We start from the raw sequence: 17313 nt of genomic DNA on the forward strand, positions 1-17313 counted from the left end.
TTTGCAAAATTATCTCTGTGATTGGTACGGTCCGTCGTATGGCGGATCGCATCATCACCGAGGTCGATGAACTTAAGGCGGTCACGCACCCGTTGCGGGTGCGGATGCTGGCCGCGCTGCGGGCCGACGGGCCGGCCACCGCGACCGAGCTGGCCCGCCGGTTCGACACCGACACCGGCACGACCAGCTACCACCTCCGCAAACTGGCCCGGCACGGGTTCGTCGAAGAGGCCGAGCAGCGCGACGGCCGCGAGCGCCGCTGGCAGGCCAGCCACCCGACCACGTCCTGGGACACGGCGGCCCTGTCGACCAGCGCCGAGGGCCGGGCGGCGATCTCGGTCATGCGGCAGCACCAGATGGCCTCCCTGCAGCGCACGATCACGGCGTACGAGACCGCGCAGACCGACCTGCCCCCGGAGTGGGTGGCCGCCGCCGGGATGAGCGACCTGCCGGCCCGGCTGGCGCCGCGGTCGTTGCACGAGCTCGAGCGGCGGATCGTCGCGGCGATCGAGGAGTTGGAAGCGGCCGACGCCGACGACCCGGAGGCGCGGCGGGTGCTGCTGCACTTCGGCGGGTTCCCCCGGATCGACCCGCCCGGCTGGGCCGACGTGGCCGACGCTGATTCCGCGGAGGAGTCGTGAGCGCCCGGCGCGCCGAATGGCGCTACGCGCTGCTGGTCCTGCTCTTCTGGCTGCCCACCGGCCTCTACCTGGCGACCAAGATCCTGCTGATGCTCGACCGCGGGCTCGGCGTCGCCGCGATCGGCACGGTCGTGCTGGTCTTCTCGCTGACCACCGCGGCGCTGGAGCTCCCGACCGGCGGCCTGGCCGACGTGATCGGCCGGCGCACGGTGCTCGCCGCCTCGGCGGTGGCCAGTTTCGCCGGTCTGGCGCTGCTCGCCGTCGCCGACTCGTTCTGGCTCTTCGTCGCCTCGGCCGTGCTGCGCGGCGTGGCCCGGGCCCTGTCCAGCGGCCCCGACCAGGCCTGGTTCGTCGACACCATGCACGCGGCCGACGGACCCGACGCGGTGCTGACCCCGGGCCTGGCCCGCGGCGAGGCGGCGTCGTCGGTCGGCCTGGGCCTCGGCGCGCTGGTCGGCGGCGCGCTGCCGCTCGCGATCGGCGCCGTCGGCCCACTGCCGGCGCTGGCCGTTCCGGTCGCCCTCGCGGCCGCCGTCGAGATCGTGCGGTTGCTGGTCACGCTGCTCGGCATGCCCGAGCCGCCGCGCCCGCGGACCACGCTGCGGGCGGTGCTGCGTGGGGTCCCGACGACCATCGCGAGCGGCCTGCGCCTCGGCGTCCGCGACGGGGTGCTGGCCCGCGTGCTGCTGGCCGGCGCCGGCATCGGGGTGGCCCTCGCGGCGATCGAGCTGCTCACGCCCGGCTGGCTGGCCGACCTGGTCGGCAACCCCGAACGCGGCGCCTCCACCTACGCCGTGGTGGCGGCGGCCGGCTTCGCCGCGAGCGCGGCCGGCAGCCTGCTCGGCCCCTGGGCCCAGCGCCGCCTCGGCTCGGCCGTCCGGGCCGGCGTGGCCGGCATCGCGCTCGGCGCGGTCGCGCTGCTGGGCGTCGCCGTGGCCGCCCCGCTGCTGCACGAAGCGGCCGTCGGCGTGCCGGTCATCGCCGCCGCCTACCTGCTGCTCTTCGTCGGCCTCGGGCTGACCGCGGCGCCGCAGGCGGCCCTGCTGCACTCCCGGGTCGCCCCGACCGAGCGGGCGACGGTCATCTCGGTCGAGTCGTTGGCCCTGCAGGCCGCGGGCGCCCTCGGCTCCGTGTGCTTCGGCGCCCTGGCCGCCGCCCGTGGCCCCGCGTTCGCCTTCGGCGTCGCCGGGGCGGCCCTGGTCGCCGCGGCCGTCGTGGTCGCGCGCATCAAGGACGCGTCGCCCGCGCCGGTCGCCGAACCGGTCGGCGCGACGCCGTGAGCGGCACCAGTCCACAAAGGATGACCACGGCGGCGAACGGCAGCGTGTCGAGCTCGACCGAGATGGCGAGGAAGCCGACGAGGACGAGGACCGGGCTCCAGACCGGCAGCCGGCGGGCGGCGGCGAGCTGGGCCAGCAGCGTGACCATGCCGAGCACGAACAGGGCCGGCAGCACGGCCTGGGCCACGTCCGGCAGCTCCACGTCGATGGCCGGGAACAGGTCGGTGAGGGTCACCCAGAGGAAGGCGGCGGTCCCGACCAGCGCGCCGCCCAGCGCCACGTCGCGCAGAGCGCGCTGCCAGCGCGCGGCCACCGGAACCAACCGGTGCATGTGCACGGCCAGCACGGCGTAGAGCACGAACGCGACGAAGAAGGCGGTGTGCCCGACGTCCCAGGCGAGCCCGTTGCCGCGATCGCCGTCGAGCCCGTCGACGAACCGCATGATGCCGTAGAACAACACGAGCAACGGCGCGCCGAGGGCGGTGAACCGGATGGTGGAGGTCATGGTCGAAGACTTCCTGGTTCACCGCCCTGAGCGACATCGGGAACGTCCCCCGCCGGTCCCGTAGGGCTTTCACCCGATCCAGTCGAGGAGCTTGGCGCCCTGCTCCTTGAGGGTCAGGACCGAGAAGACGCCGAAGAGCAGGACGCCCCAGATCAGGGCGATCACGCGGATGCCGCGCGGGCGTACCTTCTCCGGCAGGAACTTCTTGTTGATCAGCAGGAGCAGGCCCGAGTAGAGGAACATCATCAGGCCGCCGACGCAGGCCGAGATGACCAGCAGGACCAGCGGCTGGTCGAAGCCGCCGAGCAGGACCGCGATGCCGATCAGGACCAGGCCCCAGACCAGGGCGAAGTAGATCCGGTTCTCGGACGTCCGGCGCAGGTAGCTGACCTTGAGCACGTCGGCCGCCAGCCGGCTGGTGTAGTCGACGATGCCCATCGCCGCCGCGAACAGCGACACCGCGCCGATCGCCCAGAACAGCACGCCGAACCACTCGCCGACCAGCTCCTTGAGGCGCTGGCCCTCGACCTCGAGGAAGCTCACGCTGTTGGCCAGGCCCGGCACCCCGAACACGGTCGAGTAGGCCAGCAGCGACATCAGCGTGATCGTCACCAGGGTGATCAGCACGAACGTGTAGAGCTGCTCCTTGTTGGCCAGCTTCCACCACTGCCGCCAGCGGGCCATGTTGGCCTCGTTGTCCTCGAAGACGAATGCGACCGACTCGGGCGCCGCCTCCTCGCGGCCGGTGACGGGGGAGACGAGGCGCGGCACGTACGCGCCCATGCCGAAGCCCTTGTCGCGGATCCAGTTGGACTGCACCAGGTTCTGGCCGCCGCCCGCGCCGGCGAACACCAGCGCCGAGAGCATCAGGGCGAAGCCGAGCTCGGTCGGGAACTCGGGACGCACGATGTCGTGGCCTAGCGTCGACCAGGCGTCGGTCGTGACCGCGAAGATCAACGCGACCACGATGAACAGCAGGACGAGCCCGACCTTGAGGAACTCGACGCGCTCCAGCACGGTGTAGATCACCGGCGCCAGCGTCAGCGTGATGCCGATCAGCAGCAGCATGCCGATCGCGATCCAGCGCGGCTCGCCGCCGAAGATGTAGGTCACCATCGTGGCCGAGCTCGTCGCCCAGCCGGGCCAGAGGTTGGCGAAATAGGTCATGATCGCGAAGACCAGGCCCCAGTGCCGCCAGGTGCGCGAGAAGCCGGTCAGCGCCGTCTCGCCCGTGGCCAGCGTGTAGCGCTCGATCTCCATGTTGAGGAACCACTGGGTGATCAGGCCGACCAGCGCCGCCCACAGGAAGACCAGACCGACCTGCGAGGCGATGTACGGGAACAGGATGAACTCGCCGGACGCCAGTCCGACGCCCGCGGCGATGACGCCCGGCCCGATGATCCGCCAGTGTGAGCGGGGGGCGTCGGGCAGGTCGCGGACCTTGACCTCGTGGACGTGTCGGCTGCGGAAACGCTCGGCGGCGGTCTGGGTCATGGGTGCCTCCCGGGGGCAGGGTGGCGGCCCTCCTTCCCCATATCCACGAACGTCAAACCCGTACAGTCCTCATCGTCCGGACTGTCCTTTATGTTACGAATAGGAGAGACCGGTTCGCTTATCGCGGTTCTGAGGAGGCCCAGGTGCGCAGACGATCACTGTGGAGCGTCGCGGCCCTGGCGGCGGCCTCGCTGGCGGGCTGGTACGTGGTCTCGCTCGGCGGCGCCGACGCCGCGGCCGATCCGGTCGGCGACGAGGCCGCGCAGGCCCCGATCGTCCCGGGCCGGATGCCGGCGCTCGGTGTCAAGCTGCCGGCCTCGGAGGCGTCGGGCCTGGTCGCCAGCCGGACCTACCCGGGCATGTACTACTGGCTCCGCGACGGCGGCTCCAGCAAACCCGGCAAGCCCCGCGACGCGCTGTGGGGCATGCGGATCTCCGCGGGCGGCATACCGGAGCCGGTGCGGGGCAACGAGCTGTTCCCGTCGTACGCCGTGCAGGGCGCCAAGAACCTCGACTGGGAGGAGCTGGCGGTCGACGACGCCGGTGCGCTGTGGATCGGCCAGCTCGGCGCCAACAACTGCAAGGACGAGCAGCGGCTGCTCCGCGTCGCCGAGCCCGACCCGCGCGGTGCGGGACCGCTCCCGGTGGTGGCGGCCTACTCGCTGCGGTTCCCCGACAACACGAAGCCGGGCTGCACGACGTACAACTCGGAAGCTTTTCTCTGGCTCGACGGGCATTTCTATGTGTTCGCGAAGACCAGCGGCACGCCCGTCTATCGGGTCGACCTGCCGGCGGGCACGTCCGGGACCGCCACACTGACCCGCATCGGCCGCATGGGCCGCGACGTCGACAACATCTCGGCGGCCAGCATCTCCGACGACCGCACCCGGATGATGGTGCTCGACCACCAGCGCCTGTGGGTCTTCACCACGGACCCGGCGCGCCGCGGCGACGACTTCATGAAGGACGCGATCGCCCACCGCGCGACGGGCACGGCCCGCTTCGAGGCGCCGGGCGGTGCGTCGGTCGAGGGCGGCACGTTCGTACGCGACAGCCACGACATCGCCTTCGTCGCCGAGGACGGCAACCTGTACTACGCCCGCCCCCAGACCTACGGCGAGCCGCCCTGGACACCGGCCCCGACGGCGCCGCCGCTCCCGACGTCTCCGCCGGCCCCGACGTGGCCGCCGCTGCCCACCTGGCCGCCTCTGCCGACGGTCCCGCCGCTGCCGACGGACGACCCCACCTGGTCCGACCCATGGTTCGACGACCTGCCAACGCTCCCGACGGAGCCCGGCGACCCGGATCCGTCCACGACCTGACGCCCCTCCTGCTCTGCGGCCAGGGCGCGGGTGGGTTGCCGGGAGCGGACATGCGAAGGCGTGTGTGTACATGTTCTGGCATGTGCGCTCGCGGGGACCGGGATTCCCCGGCGCGGCGGGCGATCCGCTAGCGGGCGCGCCAGCGGCGCGCCCGGGTGTGGCCAGCGGCGGACCTGGCGAGCGGAGCGGTCCCTCGCGGGAGGAACGGTCCGCACCACCGCGGACCCGAGTAGATGATCTAAACGCTCATCCCAGCGTCTCGTCGACGTAGCACCACTTCCAGTTCTCGCCCGGCTGGAAGGACTTGATGACCGGGTGGGCGGTTTCCCTGAAGTGGGCGGTGGCGTGGCGGTTGGGGGAGGAGTCGCAGCAGCCCACGTGGCCGCAGGATTCGCACAGGCGCAGGTGGACCCAGTCGTGTTCGCCGGCGTTCAGGCAGTCCTGGCAGCCTTCGGTGGTCTGCGGCTCCGGGGAGTCGGCCAGGGTGATGTGCTCGCAGGTCATGGTTCCCCCATCAGTCTTCTTCCCGGCGGATCAGCAGGGACTCCTCGAGGTCCAGGTCGCGGTAGGCCCGGTTGAGCACCTCTTCCGGGATGCGGCCCTCGTCCCGGGCCGTCCGGAACACCTCGCGTTCGGCGTCGATCATTTCCTGCCGCAGTCGACCGTACGCCGCCGAGGGGGTTTCCCGCCCGTCTCCGCCCAGGCGTTCCCAGGCCGTGTTGGTGCGGTCCACCACCTGTTGGCGCAGCCGCTTCACCACCGACTCCGGCGCGCCCTCGAGGTTGTCCTCCAGGCGCTGTTTGGCCGCCCGGGTGGCGGCCTGCTGCACCGCCGCTTCGGCCAGGAAGTCCTTGGTCGGGTCCTCCGGCTCCAGGCCGATCCTGCGCGCGAAGGTCGGCAGGGTCAGGCCGAAGACGAGGAGTGTGAATACGATCACGGCGAACGCGATGAAGATGAAGACGTCGCGGGGATAGAGGGCCTCGCCCTCGCCGGTGCCCACACTCGGGAGAGCGAGGGCGGCGGCCAGGGTCACCACACCGCGCATGCCGGCCCAGCCGATGATCACTGGGTGGCGCCAGGTGAAGGTGCTTTCGCGCTGGCGTACGCGGGACGAGACCCGGGGCAGCCACGCGCCGGGGATGACCCAGACGTAGCGGGTGACGATCAGCGTGGCGATCACCGCGAAGGTCACGGCGGCGACGGTGCCCCACGGTGTGCTGATCTCGTCGATGACGCTGCGCAGCTGGAGGCCGACGAGCAGGAAGACCAGGCCTTCGAGCAGGAAGCGGACCAGCCGCCAGAACGCGTCCATCTGCAGCCGGGAGCCGGCGGCCATCAGCGTCGGCATGCGATGGCCGAGGGCGAGGCCGGTGACCACGACCGCGACGACGCCGGAGGCGTGGATGGCCTCCGACGGGAGCACGACGGCCCACGGGGTGAGCAGGGAGAGCGCGTTGTCGAGCAGCGGGTCCTTGATCCGCTTGTGCAGGAAGCCGAAGACCATCGCGCCGGCGATGCCGATCGCGATGCCACCACCGGCCGCCACCAGGAACTGCTCGGCCACCTCTCCGGTGCCGACTGCGCCGCCCACCGCTGCTGCGCTGCCGACCCGCAGCAGCACCAGGGCGGTGGCGTCGTTGATCAAGCTCTCGCCCTCGAGGATCGTGACGACCCGGCGTGGCAGGCCGATCCGGCGGGCGATCGCGGTGGCCGAGACCGCGTCCGGCGGCGCCAGCACCGCGCCGAGCGCGACACAGATGGCGAACGGCGCCTGCGGCAGGATCAGGTGCACGACGAAGCCGACGGCCAGCGCGGTGAACACGACCAGGCCGATGCCGAGCAGCAGGATCGGCCGCAGGTTGAACCGGAAGGCCGGCACCGAGGTCTGCAGGGCGGCGACGTAGAGCAGCGGCGGCAGGACGCCGATCAGCACGAACTCGGGCTCGAGGTGGAAGGTCGGGAAGCCGGGCAGGAAGGACAGGGCCAGACCGAGGATCATCAGCACGATCGGCGAGAGGAAGCCGATCTTGCGGGCCAGCGCCGCTCCGAACACGGCGACCGCCAGCAGGATGACGATCTCGGTCAGCCCGTCCATGCGCGAAATGCTATGTGGGGCGCGGCCGGGCGACCAATCAGGTCAGCTGCGGCAGGACCTTCGCGCCGAATGCGTCGATGAAGGCGGATTGCTCCTGGCCGACGTGGTGGAGATAGAGCCGGTCGAAACCGAGATCGGCGTACGCCCGCAGCCGGGCCGCGTGCCAGCCGAGGTCGGCCGAGATGTCGACGGTCGCGGCCACCTTCTCCTTCGGCACCTCGGCGGAGACCGCGTCGAAGTGGTCGGTCAGCTCCAGGTCCCAGCACACCGGCGGCGGGAACACGTTGGACCGCCACTGCTCGTAGGCCAGCGCCTCCGCCTCGGCGTCGCTGCCGGCCCAGCTCAGGTGGACCTGGAGGCAGACCGGCCCGCGGCCGCCGGCGTCCCGGTAGGCGGCGATCATCCGGGTCAGGTGGTCGTGCGGCGCGTTGACGGTGATCAGGCCGTCGGCCCACTGCGCGCACCACGCCGCCGTCTCGACGCTGACCGCGGCGCCGACCAGCATCGGGGGCTCGGCCGGCCGGGTCCACAGCCGGGCGCGGTCGACGGTGACCAGGCCGTCGTGGCTGACCTCCTCGCCGGCGAGGAGGGCGCGGATCACGTCGACGCACTCCCGCAGCCGGGCCGCCCGCAGCGACTTGCGGGGCCAGCCCGCGCCGGTGATGTGCTCGTTGCTGGCCTCGCCGGTGCCGAGCGCGGCCCAGAACCGCCCCGGGTACATGGCGGCCAGCGTGCCGATCGCCTGCGCGATGATCGCCGGGTGATAGCGCTGGCCCGGCGCGTTGACCACGCCGAACGACAGGTCCGTGGCCTGCAGCGCGGCGCCCAGCCACGACCAGGCGAACCCGGACTGCCCCTGCCGCTCGCTCCACGGCGAGAAGTGGTCGGAGCTCATCGCGGCGCCGAACCCGGCCTGCTCGGCCGCGACCACGGCGTCGAGGAGCGCGCGAGGATGGATCTGCTCGTGGGAGGCGTGCCAGCCGTAGACCGTCATGCGGGCGGTTACTACCCGGAACGCTACGGGCTGACACCGACCAGCTGGTCCTTGACGTGGTCGCGGAAGGCGGCGTAGTCGCGCTCGTTCTGGTCCGCGTAGTCCTCCGCGTAGGTCAGGATGGCGCGGTCGAAGCGGTCCGAGCCACCGAGGTACGCGCCGATCGCCACCGGGTCGCCGGAGCGGGCGTGGGCCCGGGCCAGCGTCCAGCCGCACATCCGGGCGTAGAGGGACAGGCCCTCCGGCCGCATCCGCTCGATCGGCGCCGAGAACTTCCAGTCGCGCAGCTGGCGCACGTAGAAGTCCCGGGTCGCCCCGTCCGGGGCCCGGACCCGTGTCCAGCCCAGGAAGATGTCGCTCAGCGCCTGCATCAGGTGCTGGCCGGCGACCACCCGCTCGCCCTGGTTGCGGTAGCGGCTGGCGCCGGCGTACGGCGCCAGCACCGACTTCTGCGCCTCCTTGGCCTGGAGGAAGAGCGGCTCGCCGTCACCGGTCTCCAGCAGGATGATCCAGGCCCGCGTGCCGACGCTGCCCACGCCGACCACCTTGCGGGCGACCTGGACGACCTCGAACTCGCCCAGCAGGTGCCGCCGGTCGGCCGGCAGGCTCCGCTGGTAGGACTCGACGACGGTGCCGAGCAGGTCGTAGATGACCTGCGCCTCCAGCCCGCTGAACACCTCCTCGATCGGCACGATGGTCGGCGGCTCGCTGATGATCCGCCGGCGCCCGTCGACCACCGTGGTCAGCTTCGACAACGCCTGCATGCTGTCCTTGCCGCGCGCCTTGGCCAGCAGCGTGGTCGCCTCGCTGTAGGCCTTCGGGCGCACCTGGTCGCGGAACCGCGGGATCGTCGCCTCGACGTCGAGGTGCGCGTACCAGACCGCGAGCCGGCCCTGGTCGGCGAAGACCCGGATGTTGTTCCGGTACGCCTCGACGCCCGCCCGCACGATGTCCTTGCGCTGCTTGCGCTTGAACCCGTTGTCCCGGGCCGCCACCACCAGGCTCGCCGCCAGCCGCTTGACGTCCCACTCGAACGGGCCCGGCAGCGTCTCGTCGAAGTCGTTGCAGTCGAAGACGAGCCGCCGCTCCGGTGACGCGAACGCGCCGAAGTTGGACAGGTGCGCGTCGCCGCAGAGCTGCACGGTCAGCCCGGAGCGGGGAGCGCGGGCGAGGTCGGCCGCCATCGGCAGCGCCGCGCCGCGGAAGTAGGTGAACGGCGAGACCGCCATGCGGGCGTGCCGGACCGGCACCAGTTCCGGCACCCGGGACTCCGCCTGGCCCATCAGCAGCCCGATCGGGTCGCGGCCGCCGTCGACCCCGGTGGCGGCGTGGGCGTCGAGCGGCACCTCGGCCCGGACCGCCTTGCCGGCCGCGGCCCGCTGCGCCCGGCCGGGATGCACGTGCCCGTCGGCGGTCATGGCGTCTGGATCCACGGGTGGTGAAGGTCGAGGTAGCGGGGCTGCTGCACGTTGAGGTGCCGCAGCTCGGACATCTGCTCCGCGAGGTCCTCCGGTGGCTTCTTGTGCTCGCCGGCCCGGGCCTCCTGCTCGTTGGTGAAATAGACGGCCACCGTGTACTCGCCGTCGCCGTACGCGCAGGCCGTGGTGCCCAGGATGTCGGGCCGGAACCGCGCCCACTCGTCGGAGTGGTCCACCATCAGCTCCATCGCCCGGTCGTGGTCGCTGCCCTTGCCCTGCATGATCTGCACGAAGCCGGCCCGGTCGGGGTCGCCGTGGTTGTCGGTGACGGCGTTCCAGCTGTCGTGGAAGGTGACCTCGCCGTCGAACAGCTGGGACGTCCGTTCCCACCACTGCCCCTGCTCGGGCCGGTCGCTGTTGTCCCGGGCCGACGTCAGGTCGGTGAAGCAGGCCAGGCCGATGAACTCGCCGTCGTCGGTGACACCGCCGGTCGAGCCGATCCAGCCGGAGGCGCCGGGGGAGAGGTCGCGTACCCACTGGTCCAAGGCGGCTTTCACCTGATCGGCGTCCCGCACGTGACCTTGGATGATCTGGACGAACATGATGAGCCTCCTTGCGGTACGAGGGGGCGGCTCTCCTTCGAACCTACGTCGGTCCGGCATGCAATACGGCGAATCGACCGTATGAGAGGAATGTCCCGATTAGAATGGCGGCGGTGACGTCCGCACCCGCTGCCCGGACCGGCGAGCGCGACCAGCCGGCCGCTCCGGCCCGCGCGGGCCTCGTGCTCACGGCGCTGATCCTGGTGGCCGCCGTGGCCAACCTCAACCTCTCGGTCGCCAACGTGGCCCTGCCGGACATCGGCCGCGCCTTCGACTCCTCGCAGACCCGGCTCGACCTGGTCGCGATCGGCTACTCCCTGGGCCTGGCCGCCTCGGTCCTCTATCTCGGCGCGCTCGGCGACCGGCACGGCCGCAAGATGATGCTGGTCATCGGCGTCGCGCTGGCCATCCCGATCAGCCTGCTGGCCGCCTGGTCGCCCTCGGACATCGTGCTGATCGCCGCCCGCATCCTCGGTGGCGTCTCGGCCGGCATGGCGTACCCGACGACGCTCGCGCTGATCACCGCGCTCTGGTCGGGCCAGGCCCGCACCAAGGCGATCGCCCTCTGGTCCGGCGTCGGCGGCGCGATCGCGGCGCTCGGCCCGACGATCGCCGGCGCCGTCCTGGAGGGTTTCTGGTGGGGCGCGGTCTTCCTCGTCACCCTGCCGCTCGCCGCCGTCGCCCTGGTGCTGGCCGTCGTCCTGGTGCCCGCGCACGTCAACGAGGGCGGCGGCCGGGTCGACAACCTGGGCGGCGCGTGCTCGATCCTGCTGGTCGCCGCGCTCGTGCTGGCCATCAACGACGCGGCCGTCCCCGGCGCCGGGCGACGGGCGATCGTGCTGGCCGTGATCGCGGTGGTCGCCGCGGCGCTGTTCGTCCTCCGTCAACGAAGAGCCGCCAACCCGCTCTTCGACCTCGAGATCGCCGGCCGCCGCACGTTCTGGGTCGCCGCCTGCGCCGGGATCATCGTGTTCGGCTCGCTGATGGGCGCCATGTTCGTCGGCCAGCAGTTCCTGCAGAACGTGCTCGGCTACTCGACGCTCAAGGCCGGCCTGTCGATCCTGCCCGCGGCCGCCCTGATGGTGCTGGTCGCGCCCCGCTCGGCGGCGCTGGTGCGGCGCCGCGGCTCCCGGGTCACGCTGCTCCTCGGCTATCTCTTCTGCCTGCTCGGCTTCGTCGCGATGCTGCTGCTCTGGAAGGAGGGCATCGCGTTCTGGCGGGTGGCGCTGGCCTACGGGCTGATCGGCATCGGGGTCGGGCTGGCCGGCACGCCCGCGTCGCACGCGCTGACGAGTTCGGTGCCGGTGCGCCGGGCCGGCATGGCGTCCGGCACCGCGGACCTCCAGCGCGACCTGGGCGGGGCCGTGCTGCAGTCGGTGTTCGGTGCGCTGCTCACCGCCGGGTACGCGAGCGCGTTCGCCAAGGAGCTGGCCGGCGCGCCGGCGGCGTACCAGCCGGCGATCGACGCCACCCAGACCGAGCTGGAGAACTCGTTCGCCAGCGCGGTCGACACGGCCCAGCGCTATCCGCAGTACGCGCCGCAGATCATCGGCGCCGCCCGCGAGGCCTTCCTCGACGGTGACCGCTGGACCTACCTCGCGGGCATCGGCGCCATCCTGATCGGCGCGCTGCTGGTGTTCTTCGCCTTCCCGAAGCCGCAACGGGAACGGCAACTGCTCGAGGAGTACGCGTCAGCCGACCGTTAGCGGCGTCGGCGCTGGCCGGCGGGCCAGCAGGGCGGCGGTGAGCAGACCGACCAACCAGATCGGGGCGTACAGCACGACCCGGTCGACGAGTCCGAGCGAGCTCTCGGGGTCATCGACGAGCAGCTGTTGGAGGTGCGTGACGACGCCGATCAGCACCGGCAGCGTGAGCAACGCGGTCAGCAGACCGAGGAGCGCGCCGGCGGCGGTCGTCCGGGCCAAAGCCGCCCCCAGGGCGAACGAGGCGAGTGGCACGCCGGCGGCCACCAAGCCGCTGGGCTCGATCGTCGCCGTGCCGACCACCACGGCGACCAGCGCCGATCCGGCGATGCCGCAGGCGTCCCACGGCACGTCCGGGCGGCGCCGGGTGAGCAGCACCCCGGCCACTGCGCCCACTATGCCCAGCAGCTGGACCCACGTGCCGCCCCAGGCGACACCCATGTTGCGGCCGCTGGCCGTGAAGAGCACGGCGGTGGCGCCGGCGATGGTGAGCGCGAACCGGCCGGCATCGGCGCCGGCCGTCCGTCCGCTCCAGCGGACCAGGGCACCGGTCAGCACGACCCACACTGCCATCGTCAGCAGCAGCACCAGCACGACCACGCCAGCGGGGGACTCCTCGGCGGCCCGGCGGACGTACTCCATGTGGAACGGGGCCGAGACCACCACGCCGAGCAGCGCGATCCGCGCGATCGTGCCGACGCCTGGTGTCCTGGGATCCGTGGAGGGGCGGGGTGCGACCACCGCCGCGGCGACGGCCAGCACCACCGAGGCCAGGTCGGCCCAGCCGATGGTGTAGCGGAGACTGGCGAACTCGGATATGAGCGCGACCGGCGTGCCCACGACGATCCCGGCGCTGAAGGCGGCGATCGGCCACGGATCGCCGCCGCCCGGGGTCGACGGCAGGACCGCCACGGCGGCCGCCCCGATCGCGATGCCGCCCGCCAGCGCGGCCACCGGCCGGATCAGCGGGTGCAGCTCACCGAACGCGGAGTCCACGTCGAGCGGGGCGAACGCGACCAGCGCGCCGGCGACCAGCAGCCCCATCGCGACCAGCGGCCAGCCGCGGAGGGGACCCGTGACCCGGGCGCCCACCGCCGCGCCGATCAGCAACAGCAGGACGGCGCCGCTGGCCGAGAGGATCCGGATTACGCCCTTGGCGTCGGCGCCGACGGGGAACCCTTCGAGACCGTAGAATAGGACCTCGCCGACCGGGCCCAGGATGACGATGCCGACCGCGAGCGCGGCCAGGCTGGCCACCACGCGACGGATCATGCCAGCGGCTCCAGGTCGGCGACGATGACGGTGATGTTGTCGGGGCCGCCGGCCCGCCGGGCCAGGTCGACGAGCCGGGCCGCGCAGTCGCCGCGGTCCGGGATGGTCCGCAGCACCTCGGCGATCGTGTCCTCACGCACCACGTTGGACAGTCCGTCGCTGCAGAGCAGCCAGCGGTCGCCGGGCTCGGGCACCATCGTCGTGAAGGACGGCGACACCGGTTCTCCCTGGAGCGCCTGGGTGACCACCGCGCGGCGGGGGTGGACGTGCGCCTCGTCGGGGGTGATCACGCCCTCGTCGACCAGCATCTGGACGAACGTGTCGTCCTTGGTCATCTGCTGGGTGACGCCGTCGCGCAGGAGATAGGCCCGCGAGTCCCCGACGTGGGCCAGCACCAGGGCCGTGTTGCCGGGCGCGAACAGCAGCGCGGTCAGCGTGGTGCCCATGCCGTCGCGGGTGGGGTCCTCGGCGACCGCCGAGCGGATCCGGACGGACGCGGCGTCGATCACGTGGCGCATCGCGTCGACGAGGCCGGCCTCCGAGTGGTCGGCGTCGGCCCGGGCGACGGCGTCGATGGTGATGGCGCTCGCGAGGTCACCGGCCGCCATCCCGCCCATGCCGTCGGCGACGGCCAGCAGCCGGTTGCCCGCGTAGACCGCGTCCTGGTTCGCCCGCCGGACCAGACCTCGGTCGGTGAGGGCGACGGACCGCAGCACAAGCGTCATGGCAGGCAGGATGCCAGGATGTGCGCCGGTTGTCTCTAGTAGATCACCTTCTCGGCCATCCGGATCGCGCCGTACGGCCATCCGGTGGTTTCGCCAAGAGTCCAAGATCGGCTAGTACGGGCCGCCGTGCGCCGCGAGAATGGCGCGATGGCGATGGATGGAGGGCGGCTCGCGCCCGGAGCGGCACGCGACTGGTGCGGCACGATGCCGGTGCACCGCCGGCTGCTGGACACCGACCCGGGCTACGCCCGGGCCCGCGAGGAGATCGAGACCTTCACGTTCGACGCGGCGCGCGAGGAGCCGCCGCCGCTCGGGCTGGTGACCATTCCCACGGTGGTGCACGTCGTGTGGTCGCAGCCGGCGCACAACGTCGGCGACGAGCAGGTGGCGAGCCAGATCGAGGGGCTCAACCGCGACTTCCGCCGGCGCAACGCCGACGTCTCGATCCTGCCGGCGGTCTGGGGCCCGCTGGCGGCCGACGCCGACCTCGAGTTTTCGCTCGTCGACGTGACCCGCACCCGCACCGACGTGGCGGCGTTCGACACCGACGACGGCGTGAAGTCGGCCGCGACCGGTGGCGCCGACCCGGTGGCCACCGACACCCACCTCAACCTCTGGGTCTGCCAGCTCGGCGGCGGCCTGCTCGGCTACGCCCAGTTCCCGGGCGGTCCGCCGGAGACCGACGGCGTCGTGGTCACCCACACCGCGTTCGGCTCGTCCGGCACGGCCGCGGCGCCGTTCGACCTCGGCCGCACCGCGACGCACGAGGTCGGGCACTGGCTCAACCTGCGGCACATCTGGGGTGACGACGGCGACGGCTGCGGTGGCGACGACTTCGTGGCCGACACGCCCAACCAGGCCGGCCCCAACTACGGGCGGCCGACGTACCCGAAGGTGTCCTGTGGCAACGCCCCGCACGGCGACATGTTCGTCAACTACATGGACTACACCGACGACGCCGCGATGGTGATGTTCACGCGGGGCCAGGTGGTGCGGATGGCGGCCGCGCTGCGCGGCCCGCGGTCGGGTCTGCTGGCGGCGGCGGCCGCGTCGTGACCGCGCCGCCCGCGGCGCTGTTCCGGCGGTGGGTGCACGTGCGGGAGGAGGACGCCGGGGGAGTACGCGTCTACCGCCCCGCCGACCGCCCGCTGCCGCCGGCCCGCGGCCGCGACGGCATCGAGTTCCGCCCCGACGGCACGTTTGCCGACCTGCGCCCCGGCCCGACCGACGCGCCCGTGGCCTCGGTCGGCCGGTGGACCGCGCCGTCCCGGAGCCGCGTGGCGCTGACCTATCCACCGGGCGCCCGCGGCGCAGGCGCGCCCACCGGCTACGAGATCGTCGAGGTGACGCCCGACGTCCTGCGGCTGCGGCCGACGTAGGCCGGCCCCGGTCGAGCGCTCCGGGGGCCGGCCGCCGCCGGGGGACCTTAGACGCCGTCCCAGTTGCCCGTCACGGGGCGGACGGTGGTGCTCGCCGGCCCGTACGTGAAGGTGATGTCCGACAGGCCCGACGAGTTGCTGTTGCGCAGGTGCCAGCCCGCGTCGGTGGGCTTCCAGAAGCCCGGCGTGTCGTCGCCGTCGCTGTCCCAGTCGCCGGTCAGCGGAGTGATTGCCTGGCCGAACAACCCGTACGTGAACGTCAGGTTGGACGGCCCGGCCGAGTTGCTGTTGCGCAGGTGCCAGCCGGAGTCCGACTGCTTCCAGTAGCCCGGCGTGTCGTCGCCGTCGCCGTCCCAGTCGCCGGTGATGGCCTGGATCCCCGTGCCGTACTCCCCGTAGAGGAACGTGTAGTTGGAGCCGCCCGGGGTGTTGGAGTTGCTCAGGTGCCAGCCGCCCTCCGCCGGGTCCCACCAGCCGACGGTGTCGATGCCGTCGCCGTTCCAGTCGCCGGTCACCGGCACGAGGGAGTCGTCGGCCGGGCCGTACAGGAACGCCAGGTTGGACGGGCCGGCCGAGTTGCTGTTGCGCAGGTGCCAGCTGCCGTCGGCCGGGTCCCACCAGCCCGGGGTGTCGTCGCCGTCGCCGTCCCAGTCGCCTGCCAGCGGCACGATGTCGCTGCTGGCCGGGCCGTAGAGGAACGTGTAGTTGGACGAGCCGGACGAGTTGGAGTTGCGCAGGTGCCACCCGCCGTCCGACGGGTTCCAGTAGCCGATCGTGTCGTAGTCGTACCCGACACCCGCGGAGGCGGACGGTGCGGCGACGACCACGCCGCCCACGACGGTGACCGCGGCGACGGTGGCCAGCAGGGTTGCCCTGATCTTCATGACGCCACTCTCCAGACAGAGGGATCGATGTCGGGGCAGCCGCAGCTCAATCTAGAGCGGCGAATTCATCGATGTAAAGACGCCAATCCGGAATGAACGAAATTCACGTCATGAGGGCCCGGGGAGCTTGGTCAGGGCTGGTCGAAGCGGCAGCAGGCGACCACGGCGGCCGACTCCGGTGGGAGGTCGACGCTGGTGTGGGTGAGGCTCACGCCTGGGCCGGTGGTGAAGACGACCGAGCGCGGCACGCCGGGCAGGCCGACCCGGGCCGGTGCGACGCCGATGTTGGCCGCGACCACCAGCGCGCCGCGGCGCATCGTGATCACCTCGGCGCCGCGCCGGATCGGCCGGGCCGGGTCCGGGCTGGTGCTCGCCAGGTCCGGGTGGGCCCGGCGCAGGGCGGTCAGCGCGCGCAGCGTGGCCGCCGGCAGGTCGTCGGACGCCGAGAGCAGCGGTGTCAGCGGCGCGGTGAGCAGCAGCGTGGCCGCGACGTCGCGCAACCCGGTCAGCGTGGCGACCGCGCCGGGTGGCGGCGGCGCGAGCGGCAGAGCCGGGTCCGGGACGGGATCCGCGTCGCCGGCCCGCCACAGCCAGGCGTTGACGCCGTCGAGGGTGCCGAGGGTCCCGCCGCCGGCCGGCACGAGGAAGCGACCCGACTCGGCCAGGGTCAGCGGCCGGCCGAGGTGGTCCGAGAGCGCGCCGACCGCGGCCGCGAACTCGCCGAGCGGCACCGGCGCGGGTGGGCCGTCGAGCCGCACGCCGTCGAGGGCGAAGCCGGCCAGCCACTGCACGACGTGGTCGACCACGGCCGGCCCGAGGATGCGGTCGCTGGCCAGGCGGAGGGTGACGCCGAGACCGTGGGACCGGGCCGCGGCCACACCCCGGCGCAGCGCCTCGTCGTCCTCGGGCGGCTCGATCTCGACGGCGTCGACGCCGAGGGCGGCCAGGTCGGCCACGGCGGACAGGTCGTCCACCGCGTAGACGACCCGGCCGGACACC

17 protein-coding genes are annotated in these 17313 nt (G+C 72.5%); 6 read left to right on the top strand and 11 right to left on the bottom strand.

Annotated features, from left to right (window positions below; genetic code table 11):
* Positions 1-38: 38 nt before the first annotated feature.
* Positions 39-641, top strand: a complete 603-nt coding sequence (locus tag O7635_RS20605; RefSeq protein WP_278082080.1) for a winged helix-turn-helix domain-containing protein — start codon at positions 39-41, stop codon at positions 639-641.
* A complete protein-coding gene (locus O7635_RS20610) occupies positions 638-1921 on the top strand; it encodes an MFS transporter (protein WP_278082081.1) in 1284 nt (427 codons plus the stop codon). Before O7635_RS20605 ends, O7635_RS20610 begins: the two co-directional genes overlap by 4 nt.
* Here O7635_RS20610 and O7635_RS20615 read toward each other — a convergent pair.
* Positions 1869-2426, bottom strand: a complete 558-nt coding sequence (locus O7635_RS20615) for a hypothetical protein (protein ID WP_278082082.1) — start codon at positions 2424-2426, stop codon at positions 1869-1871. The genes O7635_RS20610 and O7635_RS20615 overlap by 53 nt on opposite strands.
* 69 nt (positions 2427-2495) lie before the next feature.
* Positions 2496-3920 (bottom strand): Nramp family divalent metal transporter, encoded by a 1425-nt coding sequence (locus tag O7635_RS20620; RefSeq protein WP_278082083.1) that lies wholly within the window; start codon positions 3918-3920, stop codon positions 2496-2498.
* A gap of 143 nt (positions 3921-4063) precedes the next feature.
* On the opposite strand from O7635_RS20620, the gene O7635_RS20625 reads away from it, so the two are divergent.
* Positions 4064-5242: a hypothetical protein gene (locus tag O7635_RS20625; protein ID WP_278082084.1), complete on the top strand. Its 1179-nt coding sequence runs from the start codon at positions 4064-4066 to the stop codon at positions 5240-5242.
* A gap of 246 nt (positions 5243-5488) precedes the next feature.
* Here O7635_RS20625 and O7635_RS20630 read toward each other — a convergent pair whose 3' ends face one another.
* The 5 genes from O7635_RS20630 to O7635_RS20650 are packed head-to-tail and all read right to left on the bottom strand — an operon-like array spanning position 5489 to position 10351.
* Positions 5489-5746: a UBP-type zinc finger domain-containing protein gene (locus O7635_RS20630; protein ID WP_278082085.1), complete on the bottom strand. Its 258-nt coding sequence runs from the start codon at positions 5744-5746 to the stop codon at positions 5489-5491.
* A gap of 10 nt (positions 5747-5756) precedes the next feature.
* On the bottom strand, positions 5757-7337 hold the full coding sequence (locus O7635_RS20635; protein ID WP_278082086.1) for a Na+/H+ antiporter: 1581 nt from the start codon (positions 7335-7337) through the stop codon (positions 5757-5759).
* A gap of 37 nt (positions 7338-7374) precedes the next feature.
* A complete protein-coding gene (locus tag O7635_RS20640; RefSeq protein WP_278082087.1) occupies positions 7375-8331 on the bottom strand; it encodes a TIGR03885 family FMN-dependent LLM class oxidoreductase in 957 nt (318 codons plus the stop codon).
* Between the two features lie 23 nt (positions 8332-8354).
* The gene (locus O7635_RS20645; protein ID WP_278082088.1) at positions 8355-9764 is read right to left on the bottom strand and encodes a DUF2252 domain-containing protein; all 1410 of its coding nucleotides are present in this window, start codon (positions 9762-9764) and stop codon (positions 8355-8357) included.
* Positions 9746-10351, bottom strand: a complete 606-nt coding sequence (locus O7635_RS20650; RefSeq protein ID WP_278082089.1) for a hypothetical protein — start codon at positions 10349-10351, stop codon at positions 9746-9748. The genes O7635_RS20645 and O7635_RS20650 overlap by 19 nt, the downstream gene beginning before the upstream one ends.
* Before the next feature lie 113 nt (positions 10352-10464).
* On the opposite strand from O7635_RS20650, the gene O7635_RS20655 reads away from it, so the two are divergent.
* A complete protein-coding gene (locus O7635_RS20655) occupies positions 10465-12057 on the top strand; it encodes an MFS transporter (RefSeq protein ID WP_278082090.1) in 1593 nt (530 codons plus the stop codon).
* On the opposite strand, the gene O7635_RS20660 is transcribed toward O7635_RS20655, so the two are convergent.
* On the bottom strand, positions 12043-13326 hold the full coding sequence (locus O7635_RS20660) for a hypothetical protein (protein WP_278082091.1): 1284 nt from the start codon (positions 13324-13326) through the stop codon (positions 12043-12045). The two genes, O7635_RS20655 and O7635_RS20660, sit on opposite strands and share 15 nt — an antisense overlap.
* Positions 13323-14051, bottom strand: coding sequence for a protein phosphatase 2C domain-containing protein (locus O7635_RS20665; protein WP_278082092.1), 729 nt, complete (start codon positions 14049-14051; stop codon positions 13323-13325). Before O7635_RS20665 ends, O7635_RS20660 begins: the two co-directional genes overlap by 4 nt.
* 147 nt (positions 14052-14198) lie before the next feature.
* Here O7635_RS20665 and O7635_RS20670 point away from each other — a divergent pair, with 147 nt between their 5' ends.
* Positions 14199-15107 (top strand): zinc metalloprotease, encoded by a 909-nt coding sequence (locus O7635_RS20670; protein WP_278082093.1) that lies wholly within the window; start codon positions 14199-14201, stop codon positions 15105-15107.
* A complete protein-coding gene (locus O7635_RS20675; RefSeq protein ID WP_278082094.1) occupies positions 15104-15430 on the top strand; it encodes a hypothetical protein in 327 nt (108 codons plus the stop codon). Before O7635_RS20670 ends, O7635_RS20675 begins: the two co-directional genes overlap by 4 nt.
* Before the next feature lie 47 nt (positions 15431-15477).
* On the opposite strand, the gene O7635_RS20680 is transcribed toward O7635_RS20675, so the two are convergent.
* Positions 15478-16314 (bottom strand): hypothetical protein, encoded by an 837-nt coding sequence (locus O7635_RS20680; protein WP_278082095.1) that lies wholly within the window; start codon positions 16312-16314, stop codon positions 15478-15480.
* Between the two features lie 131 nt (positions 16315-16445).
* Positions 16446-17312, bottom strand: a complete 867-nt coding sequence (locus tag O7635_RS20685) for a DUF3459 domain-containing protein (RefSeq protein WP_278082096.1) — start codon at positions 17310-17312, stop codon at positions 16446-16448.
* Between the last annotated feature and the right edge of the window lies 1 nt (position 17313).

It is taken from the genome of Asanoa sp. WMMD1127 (genome assembly GCF_029626225.1).
Classification (GTDB): Bacteria; Actinomycetota; Actinomycetes; order Mycobacteriales; family Micromonosporaceae; genus Asanoa.

Bases quoted from the DNA above. Each gene is read 5' to 3' on its own strand.
- O7635_RS20660 (WP_278082091.1), bottom strand. From the start codon at position 13,326: ATGATCCGTCGCGTGGTGGCCAGCCTGGCCGCGCTCGCGGTCGGCATC.
- O7635_RS20615 (WP_278082082.1), bottom strand. From the start codon at position 2,426: ATGACCTCCACCATCCGGTTCACCGCCCTCGGCGCGCCGTTGCTCGTG.
- O7635_RS20620 (WP_278082083.1), bottom strand. From the start codon at position 3,920: ATGACCCAGACCGCCGCCGAGCGTTTCCGCAGCCGACACGTCCACGAG.
- O7635_RS20630 (WP_278082085.1), bottom strand. From the start codon at position 5,746: ATGACCTGCGAGCACATCACCCTGGCCGACTCCCCGGAGCCGCAGACC.
- O7635_RS20665 (WP_278082092.1), bottom strand. From the start codon at position 14,051: ATGACGCTTGTGCTGCGGTCCGTCGCCCTCACCGACCGAGGTCTGGTC.
- O7635_RS20640 (WP_278082087.1), bottom strand. From the start codon at position 8,331: ATGACGGTCTACGGCTGGCACGCCTCCCACGAGCAGATCCATCCTCGC.
- O7635_RS20605 (WP_278082080.1), top strand. From the start codon at position 39: ATGGCGGATCGCATCATCACCGAGGTCGATGAACTTAAGGCGGTCACG.
- O7635_RS20635 (WP_278082086.1), bottom strand. From the start codon at position 7,337: ATGGACGGGCTGACCGAGATCGTCATCCTGCTGGCGGTCGCCGTGTTC.
- O7635_RS20670 (WP_278082093.1), top strand. From the start codon at position 14,199: ATGGCGATGGATGGAGGGCGGCTCGCGCCCGGAGCGGCACGCGACTGG.
- O7635_RS20680 (WP_278082095.1), bottom strand. From the start codon at position 16,314: ATGAAGATCAGGGCAACCCTGCTGGCCACCGTCGCCGCGGTCACCGTC.
- O7635_RS20650 (WP_278082089.1), bottom strand. From the start codon at position 10,351: ATGTTCGTCCAGATCATCCAAGGTCACGTGCGGGACGCCGATCAGGTG.